This window comes from Achromobacter sp., assembly GCF_036567245.1.
In the GTDB taxonomy this organism is placed as follows: domain Bacteria; phylum Pseudomonadota; class Gammaproteobacteria; order Burkholderiales; family Burkholderiaceae_B; genus Achromobacter.
This window is the reverse complement of the sequence record NZ_DATCUY010000717.1, coordinates 1-12002: the sequence shown is the minus strand read 5'-3', so window position 1 is coordinate 12002 and position 12002 is coordinate 1. Positions and strand designations below refer to the sequence as shown.

Below are 12002 nucleotides of genomic sequence, written 5' to 3'. Positions count from 1 at the left end.
CAAGGCCGCCGCTCCGGTCGCTCCCCCGACGCTGTCGCTGGACGGCCGTCCGGAACAGCGCGTGCCGATGAGCCGCCTGCGCGCCCGCATCGCCGAGCGCCTGCTGCAATCGCAGCAGGAAAACGCAATCCTGACCACGTTCAACGAAGTGAACATGCAAGCGGTCATCGATCTGCGCAGCAAGTACAAGGACAAGTTCGAGAAAGAGCACGGCATCAAGCTGGGCTTCATGTCGTTCTTCGTCAAGGCCGCCGTTGCCGCCCTGAAGAAGTACCCGCTGATCAACGCCTCGATCGACGGCAAGGACATCATCTACCACGGCTACTTCGACATCGGCATCGCTGTCGGCAGCCCGCGCGGCCTGGTTGTGCCGATCCTGCGCAACGCCGACCAGCTGTCCATCGCCGACATCGAAAAGACCATCGCCGACTTCGGCCGCCGCGCCGCTGACGGCAAGCTGGGCATTGAAGAAATGACCGGCGGTACCTTCTCGATCTCCAACGGCGGCGTGTTCGGTTCGATGCTGTCGACCCCGATCATCAACCCGCCGCAATCGGCCATCTTGGGCGTGCACGCTACCAAGGATCGCGCCGTGGTGGAAAACGGCCAGATCGTCATCCGCCCGATGAACTACCTGGCCCTGTCCTACGACCACCGCATCATCGACGGCCGCGAAGCCGTGCTGGGCCTGGTCGCCATGAAGGACGCCCTGGAAGATCCGCAGCGCCTGTTGCTGGACCTGTAATCTCGACGCCCCGGCCCGGCGCCCAAGCGACCTCAAGAGGGTCTTGCGGCGCCCCGGCCGGCTTGCTGCCGGCCCGCAGGGCGGGGCGTGTTCCACTCAATACCTCATCGCGAGAACACTATGTCCAAACAATTTGACGTCGTCGTCATCGGCGCGGGCCCCGGCGGCTACATCGCCGCCATCCGCGCCGCGCAGCTCGGCATGTCGGTGGCTTGCATCGACGCCTGGCAGAACGGCCAAGGCGGCCCGGCCCCCGGCGGCACCTGCACCAACGTCGGCTGCATCCCGTCCAAGGCGCTGCTGCAATCGTCCGAGCACTTCGAACAAGTGAACCACCACTTCGCCGACCACGGCATCGAAGTCAAGGGCGTCAGCCTGAAGCTCGACACGCTGATCGGCCGCAAGAACACGGTGGTCAAGCAGAACAACGACGGCATCCTGTACCTGTTCAAGAAGAACAAGGTCACCTTCTTCCACGGCAAGGGCGCGTTCGCCGGCCAGGTCGAAGGCGGCTGGTCCATCAAGGTCACCGGCACCTCCGAGGAAGACCTGGTTGCCAAGCACGTGGTGGTCGCCACCGGTTCGTCGGCGCGCGAGCTGCCCGGCCTGCCGTTCGATGAAAAGGTCGTGCTGTCCAACGACGGCGCGCTGAACATCGGCGCCGTGCCGAAGACGCTGGGCGTGATCGGCGCCGGCGTGATCGGCCTGGAAATGGGCAGCGTGTGGCGCCGCCTGGGTTCCGAAGTCACCATCCTGGAAGCGATGCCGGAATTCCTGGTCGCCGCTGACGGTCAAGTGGCCAAGGAAGCCCTGAAGGCCTTCACCAAGCAAGGCCTGAACATCCAGATGGGCGTCAAGATCGGCGAGATCAAGGCGACCGCCAAGTCCGTCACCGTGCCTTATGTCGACGCCAAGGGCGCCGAGCAGAAGCTGGTGGTCGACAAGCTGATCGTCTCGATCGGCCGCGTGCCCTACACCGGCGGCCTGAACGCCGACGCCGTGGGCCTGAAGCTCGACGAGCGCGGCTTCGTGGCCGTGGACGGCGACTGCAAGACCAACCTGCCGAACGTCTGGGCGGTGGGCGACGTGGTGCGCGGCCCGATGCTGGCGCACAAGGCCGAGGAAGAAGGCGTGGCGGTTGCCGAGCGTATCGCCGGCCAGCACGGCCACGTCAACTTCGACACCGTGCCGTGGGTGATCTACACCTCGCCGGAAATCGCCTGGGTCGGCAAGACCGAGCAGCAGCTCAAGGCCGAAGGCCGCGAGTACAAGGCCGGCAGCTTCCCCTTCCTGGCCAACGGCCGCGCCCGCGCGCTGGGCGACACCACCGGCTTTGCCAAGGTGATCGCCGATGCCAAGACCGACGAGGTCCTGGGCGTGCACATCGTGGGCCCGATGGCCTCGGAACTGATCTCGGAAGCCGTGACCATCATGGAATTCCGTGGCGCCGCCGAAGACATCGCCCGCATCTGCCACGCGCACCCGACGCTGTCGGAAGCCGTGAAGGAAGCCGCATTGGCCGTGGACAAGCGCGCGTTGAACTTCTGATACGCGCATAGCCGATGCAAGACGGGGGCGGGTTCACGGATCCGCCCTTTTTTCATTCTGCTTTACCTGCTCCCACATGAACGTCAGCGAATACTACGAACACGCCCTGGCCGAACGCGGCTACCAGCCCGACGAAGCCCAGAAAAAGGCGATCGACCGGCTGCAGCGCTATTTCGACGAATGGGTCAAGTTCAAGTCGATGCGCTCGAACGCACTGAAGAAGCTGCTGAACCGGCCCGATGTGCCGCGCGGCGTGTACCTGTGGGGCGGAGTGGGCCGGGGCAAGAGCTTCCTGATGGACGCCTTCTACGCCACCGTACCCGTGGTGCGCAAGACGCGCCTGCACTTCCACGAGTTCATGCGCGGCGTGCACCGCGAACTCGAAGAAGTGAAGGGCATGCAGGACCCGCTGGACGAAGTGGCCAGGCGCGTGGCCAAGCGCTATCGCCTGATCTGCTTCGACGAGTTCCACGTGTCCGACGTGGCCGACGCGATGATCCTGCACCGTTTGCTGTTCAAGCTGTTCGAGTACGGCACGTCCTTCGTGATGACGTCCAACTACGAACCCTCTACCCTGTATCCGGACGGCCTGCACCGCGACCGCATTCTGCCTGCCATCCAGTTGATCCAGGCGCGCATGGACATCATGAACGTGGATGCCGGCGTGGATTACCGCCGCCGCTCGCTGGAACAGGTGCAGTGTTATCACACGCCCCTGGACGAACATGCCCGGCAGGCGCTGCAGGAAGCCTTCAACAGCCTGGCGGACACGCCGCCGCAGGATCCGGTGCTGCACATCGAGCACCGCGAGATCCGCGCGCTGGCGCTGGCGGGATCGGTGGTGTGGTTCGACTTCGCCACGCTTTGCGGCGGCCCGCGTTCGCAGAACGACTACCTGGAACTGGCCAACCGCTTCCATGCCGTGATCCTGTCCGACGTGCCCCGCATGGGACCGCGCCAGGCCTCCGAGGCGCGCCGCTTTACCTGGCTGATCGACGTGTTCTACGACCACCGCATCAAGCTCATCATGTCGGCCGAGTGCGAGCCCGAGGAAATCTACACCGAGGGCGCGCTGGCCAATGAATTCCACCGCACCGTATCGCGCATCCTGGAAATGCAATCGCGCGAGTACCTGGAGTCGGAACGCCGCCACACCGTGTCGTTGTAGGCGCGCCGCATCCGCCTGGGTTTTCCGGGCGGATCGCGCTTGAAATTGGTAATACAAGTCATTATCAATTAAGATTTGGAGACTTCTGGTCCAGCACCGCAGTTTCCAACGTGTCCTCCCCCTTCCTGTCCGCATCGGCCGCGCGCCCCGACGCTTGTGCTGCGCCCGTCGATGGTCTGTATCGCGATCACCGCCCCTGGCTGTTCGGCTGGCTGCGCCGCAAGCTCGGCTGCGAGCATCGCGCGGAGGACCTGGCGCAGGACGTGTTCCTGCGGGTGATCCAGGGCCGCAAGGCGGTTCGTGCGGGCGAAGCGCGCGCGCTGCTGACCACCATCGCGAAGGGCCTGGTGGTAGACCACCAGCGGCATGCAGCGCTGGAACGGGCATACCTTGCCTATCTGGCCGCCATTCCCGAGGTCTATTCGCCATCTCCCGAAGAGCAGGCCGAGCAGCTGCAATCGCTGGCGCGGCTGGACCGCCTGCTCGATGGACTGCCGCCGAAGGCCCGTGCCGCGTTTCTGCTGTCGCAGCTCGACGGGCTGACCTATCCCGAGATCGCCAGTCGGCTCGAAATCTCCTTGAGTTCCGTGCAGCAGTACATGGTGCGCGCCATGACCGCGTGCTACGCGGCGTTCGATGACTAGCGCCGCGGATCCGGTGGCGGACCAGGCGATCGCCTGGTGGGTGCGGCTGCAGTCCGGTTTGGCTGGCCTGGGCGAGCGGCAGTCGTGCGAGGCATGGCTGGCGCAGGATCCCGCCCACCGCCGGGCCTGGGATCGCTTGCAGCGCATCAGTCAGGATGCGCGCCGCGTGCCGGCCGCGCTGGCGCATTCCGCGCTATCCGCACCTCGGTCGTATGGACGCCGCGCGGTGCTACGCGGATTGCTGGCTATTGGCGGCACGGCCGTCACCGGCTGGGCGGGCTACCGCCATGCACCGTGGCAACGCTTGGCTGCGGACCTCAGCACCGACGTCGGCGAGCGGCTGGCGGTCGCGGTGGCCGATGGGCTGCATATCACCTTGAACAGCGACAGCGCGGTGCGCCTGCACTTGCAGGACGGTGCCCGCGGCATGGACCTGCTGCGTGGCGAAGTGCTGGTGCGGACCGAGATGCGGCCCGCCATGGCGGCGCTGCGCGTGGACACGGGGCACGGCGAACTGCGCGCGGAACAAGCGCGCTTTGACTTGCGGCGCACCGACGAAGGCGCGCGGGTGGGCGTGTATGAAGGCAGCGTCGTGCTGCTGCGCGCCGGCGTTGCGACGCACGCGGAGGCGGGCGAGCGCCTGGCATTCGCGGAACACGGCGAAGTCGGCCGCCATGCCTCCGACCCGGACAGGCTGGCCTGGGCCGACGGCCTGGTGGTGGCCAAGGACTGGCGCCTGGACTATTTCGCCCAGTACCTGGCCCGCCAGCGCCTGGGCATGATCCGGGTGGATCCGGCGGTGGCCGGCCTGCGCTTGTCGGGCGTGTTCCCGCTGGACGATGCCGAGCGCGCGCTCAAGGCGCTGGAGCCCGCCTTGCCCATCCGCGTGACGCGGCATACGCAGTACTGGCTGCAGGTCGGTCCGCGCGAGGCTTGAGCGTTACAAATTTTTTGGCCTGCGGCTTGCAGGTTTTCGGATCCCGTACGGAAGGCAGGGATAGATACCACCGTACAGGGAGAGTTTTGTGTCCGCTTCATCTCACTCGCGCTTGCGCGCCCCCTTGTCCGCCGGCCGCATTGCCGTGCTGGCCGCCATGTGCGCGGGCGGGCTCGCCGCCGGCATGCCGCAGGCCTGGGCCCAGTCGGCGCCGGCAACCGCGAACGCACCACGCAGTTACCAGATCGCCGCCGGTCCCTTGGCCGACGCCTTGACGCAGTTCGCGCGCAACGCCGGCGTGGTCCTGTCGTTCGATCCCGCGCTGGTGCGCGGACGCCGCTCGGAAGGGTTGACGGGCGCATACTCGGTGGGCGCGGGATTCTCCCGCATCCTGGCGGGCAGCGGCCTGCAGGCGCGCGCGCAATCGGGCAATACCTGGACGCTGGTGCAGGTTGCTGCGTCCGCGGGCGACACGCCCACGCTGGCGCCGGTGACGGTGTCGGGCATGTCCGACAGCGCGATCACGACGGTGGGCTATGTGGCCGCGGTGAGCGCCAGCGCCACCAAGACCGACACCCCGCTGATCGAAACGCCGCAGTCGATATCCGTCGTCACGCGCGAGCAGATCACGGAGCAGGGCGCGCAGACGCTGAACCAGGTACTGCGCTACACCGCGGGCGTGGCCACGGAATCGCGCGGCGCCACCGCCACGCGCCTGGACCAGTTCAGCGTGCGCGGCTTTTCCGCATCGTCCTACCTGGACGGCCTGCGGGTATTCGGCGGCCGCGATGCCCTGCCGCAGGTGGACACCTATCGCCTGGAGCGCGTGGACGTGCTGAAGGGGCCGGCTTCCGTCATGTACGGGCAGGGCGGTCCGGGCGGCGTGGTCAACCAGGTCAGCAAGCGCCCGCTGGAAGAGACGCTGCGCGAGGTCGAGGTGCAGGTCGGCAACTATGACTACCGCCGCGCCAACTTCGATTTCGGCGGTCCGGTGGATGAGGAAGGCAAATTCCTGTATCGCCTGGTCGGCTCGGGCTATATGTCCGACGGCCAGGTCAAGGACACCAAGGAGCGCCGCTACTTCGTGTCGCCGGCCTTCACCTGGAAGCCCAGCGGCGATACCACGCTGACCGTGCTGACCAACTTCCAGCGCGATCCCGACATGGGCTCCTACGGCAGCGTGCCGGCGATGCGCACGCTGCTCTCGGCGCCCGATGGCATCCGCCTGCCGGCGGACTACTACGACGGCGACGCCAACTTCGAAAAAAGCGACCGCAAGAGCTATTCGCTGGGTTACGTGCTGGAGCATCGCTTCAACGACACCTTCAAGGCCTCGCAAAGCCTGCGCTGGACGCGCTCGGAAGCGCAGTACCGCAGCATCTACGGCGCGATGACCAATAACTACGGCTACACCGACAGGACCTACCGCTACCAGCAGCGTTCGTCGATCGCGACCGACGTGGACGTGGGCGCGCTGACCCTGGACAACAATCTGCAGGCGCGCTTCAACACCGGCCGCTTCGCCCATACCGCGCTGCTGGGCTTCGACTACCAGCACGTCAAGACCGACACGCTGTCCGGCTTTGGCACCGCGCCCGCGCTGGATCTGCTGAACCCGGACAACCACCAGAACATCCCGGCGCCGGCATTCTCCACGGACGCGACTTCCAAGCAATACCAGGCCGGCCTGTACTTCCAGGACCAGATCAAGATCGACCGCCTCTCGGTGCTGCTGGGCGGTCGCTATGACTGGTCGCGCACCGTGGGCGAGACCACCACGATCGCCACCGGGCGGGTCGCGCCGTCCTCGCTCAACGCGGAGAAGTTCTCCGGCCGCCTGGGGGTGATCTACAACTTCGACAATGGCGTGGCGCCTTACTTCAGCTACTCGGAATCGTTCGAGCCGCAATCGGGAACGGGTTGGCAGAACACGCCCTTCAAGCCGATCGAAGGCAACCAGTACGAGGTCGGCATCAAGTACCAGCCGCCGGGCAGCGCCACGCTGCTGTCGGTCGCGGCGTTCGACATCCGCCGCGAGAACATGACGACCACCGATCCGGATCCGACCCATATCTGCGGAACGGCGGGCGGACGCTGCTCGATCCAGGCGGGCGAGCTGCGCACCCAGGGCATCGAACTCGAAGCCAAGACCGAGCCCCTGCGCGGGTTGACGCTGGTTGCGGCCTATTCCTTGATGGACAACGAGTACTCCAAGGCCTACGCCAACGCAGCGGGCCTGAACCTGAAGGGCAAGGCGCCGGTGGGCGTGCCTTCGCAGCAGGCGTCCGCCTGGGCCCGCTACCAACTGCAGGACGGTCCGCTGGCGGGCATGGGCGTGGGCGGCGGCGTGCGCTATATCGGTTCCTCATACGGCAACGAAACCAACACCCTGAAGGTGCCGTCGGTCACGCTGTTCGACCTGATGCTGGATTACGACCTGGGCCGCGCATCACCCTCGCTCAAGGGCATGCAAGTGGCGCTGAATGTGCAGAACCTGTTCGACAAGGAATACATCGCGTCGTGCTCGGGCGATTCCTGGTGCTGGTATGGCTATCAACGCTCCATCAAGGCCAGCTTGCGCTATCGCTGGTAAGAGGTGCCGCTGTTTCGAAGTGAGAATGGTTATAATTTAAAACTTGCCGAATCGGCGCTTGGCCGCGGGGCTGGCCCGATCCGGTCCGACTAAAGGAAATCAACAATGACATTCGCAAGAACCTTGGCCGCCATCGCCCTCATGGGCGCGGCGGGCGCCGCGCAGGCGCATTTCGTTTGGCTGGAACGCAGCGCCGAGGGTCCGGCCAAGGCGTATTTCGGGGAGTGGGCGGACGACGTGCGCGAAAAGCGCGACGGCCTGCTCGGCAAGATCATGGTGGCGCCGGTGGTGACGGGCGCCGACGGCAAGGCGCTGAAGGCTTCGGGCGAGGGCGCGGACTTCCTCGAATTCGCGGCGGCGGGCAAGGGCGATGTGCGTCTGCGCCAGGCCTACCAGTTCAAGGACACCCTGGTGCAGTACGGCGCCAAGGCTGGCCGCGCTGACACCGAGGGCAAGCTGGACCTGGAGCTCGTGCCGGTCGCGGCCGGGACCAACGCTTTCGTGCTGCAGTTCAAGGGCAAGCCGCTGGCCAAGACCGAAGTCACCGTGTTCGGCCCGCCCAAGTGGGAGAAGCGCTTCCACAGCGATGAGAACGGCCGCATCGAAATCACCACGCCGTGGCCCGGCCAGTACGTGCTTGAAGCCGCCCATGTCGAAGACAAGGCGGGCGAGGCCGATGGCAAGGCCTACGCCAAGATCCGCTACGTTTCCACTCTGACCTTTAACGTTTCCCAGTGAAAGCTCCCGCTGCCGGCGCAGGCATGATGCGCTATCGTCTGGCCGTCTTTTCCAGGGCGGCGGCCGCCATTTTGGGCGGCTATGTGCTGGCATCGGCGGCTGCGGCCTGCCTCGCCATCTGGCTGCCCATGCGGCGGCCGGACGCCGTGATCACGGCCCAGATGCTGTCCTTCGTGTTCTACGCCTGCGGCGTGATCTGGGTCTTCGCCACGCGCAATGCCTGGCGTGCCTGGGCCGGCGTGCTGTTGCCCGCCATGTTGCTGGGCGCGCTGTTCATGGTCGGTCGCGCATCGGGGGCGGCATGAAGGCGAAAGTGGAAAAGGCGCAGGGCGAGGAAGGCCTGCGCCAATCCATGTCCTGGTTGCACACCTGGTCAGGGCTGATCTTCGGCTGGGTGCTGTTCGCGATGTTCCTGACCGGCACGCTGGCATTCTTCCGTCCCGAGATCACCAGCTGGATGCAGCCCGAGATCCAGGTGCGGCCTGCGCCCGCGGCGCAGTCCGTGGCCGCGGCGCAGCGCTACCTGGGCGAACACGCGCCCGACGCCACGCGCTGGTTCATCACGCCGCCATCCGACCGCGAGCCCTATATCCAACTGCTCTACCAGGTGCCCAAGCCCAAGCCGGGCGAGCGCGGCTTCGTGCGCGTAAAGCTGGACCCGGCTAACGGCCAGGCCGTGACCGCGCGCGAGACGCGCGGCGGCGACTTTTTCTACCGCTTCCATTTCGAACTGGAAACCGCCTTTCCATGGGGGCGCTGGCTGGCCAGCATCGCTGGCATGTTCATGCTGGTGGCCATCATCAGCGGCATCATCACCCACAAGAAGATCTTCACCGACTTCTTCACCTTCCGGCCCAGAAAGGGCGGGCAACGCGCCTGGATGGACGGCCATAACGCCTTGTCGGTGCTGGGGCTGCCGTTCCATCTGATGATTACATTCAGCGGGCTGGTGCTGTTCATGGCCATGCTGATGCCGGCGGGCATCCTGGCCGTCTACGAGAGCCCGCGGCAGTATTCCGACGACGTCTTCAAGTCCTTCAGGATCACGCCCGCGCGCAACGAGCCCGCGCCGCTGCTTCCGCTCGCGCCGCTGGTGGAGCAGGCGCAGCAGCACTGGCAGGGAGGCCGGGTGGGGCGTGTCACCGTCAATCATCCCGGCGATGCCGGCGCGACCGTGACCCTGGTGCGCGATGCCGCCGACGGCGTGTCGTTCGGCAAGCTGGCGCCGTACATGCGCTTTGACGGCGTCACGGGCGCGCTGCAGGAACGCGAGGACGACCTCGGCGCCACGGCGCGTACTGCCGGCGTCATCGTCGGCCTGCACCTGGGCCTGTTTGCCGAGCCGTTCTTGCGCTGGCTTTATTTCCTGGTCAGCATGGCGGGCACGGCCATGGTCGGCACGGGCATGGTCCTGTGGATTGCCAAGCGGCGCCAGAAGGCGCGTCCGGGCGCACGTGAAGCGTTCTCGCTGCGGCTGGTGGATGCGCTCAACGCCGGCACGATCGCGGGCCTGTTCATCTCGGTCGCCGCGTTTTTCTGGGCCAATCGCCTGCTGCCCGTAGACCTGCCTGGCAGACAGCTCTGGGAATCGCGCGCGTTCTTTGCTGCGTGGGGCCTGTCGCTGGTCTACGCCTTCCTGTTCCAGCACCGCAAGTGGCGCGACCTGCTGGCCGCCGCAGCCGCCGCCTTGGCGCTGGTGCCGGTGGTCAACGCCCTGACGACCTCGCGCCATCTGGGCGTGTCCCTGCCCACGGGCGACTGGGTCATGGCGGGTTTCGACCTGACCTGCCTGGCCGGGGCGTTGCTGCTGGCCTGGATGGCGCGTAGGGCAGCCCGCGCTGGCAAGGCGGGCGCCAAGGCGTCAATCAAGAGCCGCGCCGCGGCCAAGCCCGCGGCCCAGTCCCAGACCCCGACTGTTCAGCCCGCCTACGAACCTAGAGGTGATACGCCATGACGCTAGCCGCCTTCTGCCTGGCCTACGCCGGTTTTGCAGCCCTGTGCCTGGGCATGGACCGCCATTACGAAGACCTGTTCGACCGGGCCCTGCCGCGGCGCCACCGACTGCCTTTGCGCCTGTTCGGCTGGATCGCGTTGGCCCTGTCCCTGTGCGCGTCGGCGGCAGTCTGGGGCTGGAGCTATGGCACGGTCGAATGGATAGGCATCCTCAGCATTGCCGGACTGCTGCTGATCTGGTTCCTGACGTTCCGGCCCCGCGCCGCGCTGACCGCTGGCGGCCTGTGTGCGCTGGCGGCGCCGGTGCTGGCCGTCCTGTAGCCGCGCGCCCGGCAAGTTACACTGGGCGTTTCCCCCAGCAAACGCCTCTTCGCCTCATGAATACCCGCGTCCTTACCGGCATCACCACCTCTGGAACTCCCCACCTCGGCAATTACGCGGGCGCCATCCGTCCCGCCGTTCAGGCCAGCGCGCAGCCCGGCGTGGACGCATTCTTCTTTATGGCGGACTACCACGCCCTTATCAAGTGCGACGACCCCGCCCGCGTGGCGCGCTCGCGCCTGGAAATCGCCGCCACCTGGCTGGCGGTGGGCCTGGACCACGAACGCGTGACCTTCTACCGGCAGTCGGACATCCCCGAGATCCCCGAGCTGACCTGGCTGTTGAACTGCGTCACGGCCAAAGGCCTGATGAACCGGGCGCATGCGTACAAGGCGTCGGTGGACCAGAACACGGAGAAGGGTCTGGACCCGGACGACGGCGTCACGATGGGCTTGTTCTCCTATCCGGTGCTGATGGCCGCGGACATCGTCATGTTCAACGCCAACAAGGTGCCGGTCGGCCGCGACCAGATCCAGCATCTGGAAATGGCGCGCGACATCGCCCAGCGCTTCAACCATCTGTACGGCCGCGATTACTTCACGTTGCCGGAAGTCGTGATCGAAGAGGACGTGGCAACCTTGCCGGGCCTGGACGGCCGCAAGATGTCCAAGAGCTACAACAACACCATTCCGCTGTTCGAGGGCGGCGCCAGCGCGCTGCGCGCGGCGGTGATGCGCATCGTCACGGATTCGCGCGCGCCGGGCGAGCCCAAGGATGCCGAGAACTCGCACCTGTACACGATCTACCGCGCCTTCGCCACGCACGAGCAGGCAGCTGCCTTGCGCAAGCAGCTGGAAGAGGGCATGGGCTGGGGCGAGGCCAAGCAGGCGCTGTACGACCACCTTGAAAACCTGCTGGCGCCCATGCGCGAGAAGTACTTCGACCTGATGGCCAACCCCGGCCGCATCGAAGACATCCTGCAGGCCGGCGCCGCCAAGGCGCGCAAGCTGGCCACGCCGTTCATGCAGGAGCTGCGCCAGGCCGTGGGCCTGCGCAACCTCGATGCCGCGTCGGGCGCCAAGGCCGCGCAACCCAAGAAGGAAAAGGGCAAGGGCGCGCGCTTTGTCAGCTTCCGCGATGAAGACGGCGGCTTCCGCTTCCGCCTGTTGGCCGCCGACGGCGAGGAACTGCTGCTGTCGCAGCGCTTCGCCGATCCGAAGGAGGCTGGGGCCCTGATGCGCCGCCTGCAGTCGGAACCGGCCGATGCCGTGTTGCAGGCCGACGGGCAAGGCTATGCCGCGATGATCGACGGCGTGGCCGTGGCGGCCGCGCCGGCGGGCGCGCAGGACGCATCC

The 12002-nt window shown here is 66.5% G+C and carries 11 protein-coding genes; all 11 read left to right on the top strand.

The window, feature by feature from the left end:
- A partial coding sequence (gene odhB / locus VIR09_RS31120; RefSeq protein ID WP_332016374.1) for a 2-oxoglutarate dehydrogenase complex dihydrolipoyllysine-residue succinyltransferase occupies positions 1–745 on the top strand: 745 nt, incomplete at its 5' end.
- A gap of 120 nt (positions 746–865) precedes the next feature.
- Positions 866–2293 carry a dihydrolipoyl dehydrogenase gene (gene lpdA, locus VIR09_RS31115; protein WP_332016373.1) on the top strand — a complete coding sequence of 476 codons (1428 nt, stop codon included), beginning with the start codon at positions 866–868 and terminating at the stop codon, positions 2291–2293.
- A gap of 76 nt (positions 2294–2369) precedes the next feature.
- Positions 2370–3461 carry a cell division protein ZapE gene (zapE, locus tag VIR09_RS31110; RefSeq protein ID WP_207472985.1) on the top strand — a complete coding sequence of 364 codons (1092 nt, stop codon included), beginning with the start codon at positions 2370–2372 and terminating at the stop codon, positions 3459–3461.
- A 110-nt stretch (positions 3462–3571) separates the two neighbouring features.
- Positions 3572–4105, top strand: coding sequence for a sigma-70 family RNA polymerase sigma factor (locus tag VIR09_RS31105; protein ID WP_332016372.1), 534 nt, complete (start codon positions 3572–3574; stop codon positions 4103–4105).
- On the top strand, positions 4098–5042 hold the full coding sequence (locus VIR09_RS31100) for a FecR domain-containing protein (protein WP_332016371.1): 945 nt from the start codon (positions 4098–4100) through the stop codon (positions 5040–5042). The genes VIR09_RS31105 and VIR09_RS31100 overlap by 8 nt, the downstream gene beginning before the upstream one ends.
- A gap of 157 nt (positions 5043–5199) precedes the next feature.
- The gene (locus VIR09_RS31095) at positions 5200–7635 is read left to right on the top strand and encodes a TonB-dependent siderophore receptor (RefSeq protein WP_414639480.1); all 2436 of its coding nucleotides are present in this window, start codon (positions 5200–5202) and stop codon (positions 7633–7635) included.
- A gap of 105 nt (positions 7636–7740) precedes the next feature.
- Positions 7741–8373, top strand: coding sequence for a DUF4198 domain-containing protein (locus VIR09_RS31090; RefSeq protein WP_013392330.1), 633 nt, complete (start codon positions 7741–7743; stop codon positions 8371–8373).
- A gap of 23 nt (positions 8374–8396) precedes the next feature.
- On the top strand, positions 8397–8678 hold the full coding sequence (locus tag VIR09_RS31085) for a DUF3649 domain-containing protein (RefSeq protein ID WP_332016370.1): 282 nt from the start codon (positions 8397–8399) through the stop codon (positions 8676–8678).
- Entirely contained in the window at positions 8675–10327 is a 1653-nt protein-coding gene (locus VIR09_RS31080; RefSeq protein ID WP_332016369.1) for a PepSY-associated TM helix domain-containing protein, read from the top strand. Before VIR09_RS31085 ends, VIR09_RS31080 begins: the two co-directional genes overlap by 4 nt.
- On the top strand, positions 10324–10647 hold the full coding sequence (locus tag VIR09_RS31075) for a DUF3325 domain-containing protein (protein ID WP_332016368.1): 324 nt from the start codon (positions 10324–10326) through the stop codon (positions 10645–10647). The genes VIR09_RS31080 and VIR09_RS31075 overlap by 4 nt, the downstream gene beginning before the upstream one ends.
- A 56-nt stretch (positions 10648–10703) precedes the next feature.
- Positions 10704–12002, top strand: a 1299-nt coding sequence (locus VIR09_RS31070) for a tryptophan--tRNA ligase (protein ID WP_332016367.1), incomplete at its 3' end; no start/stop codon positions are given.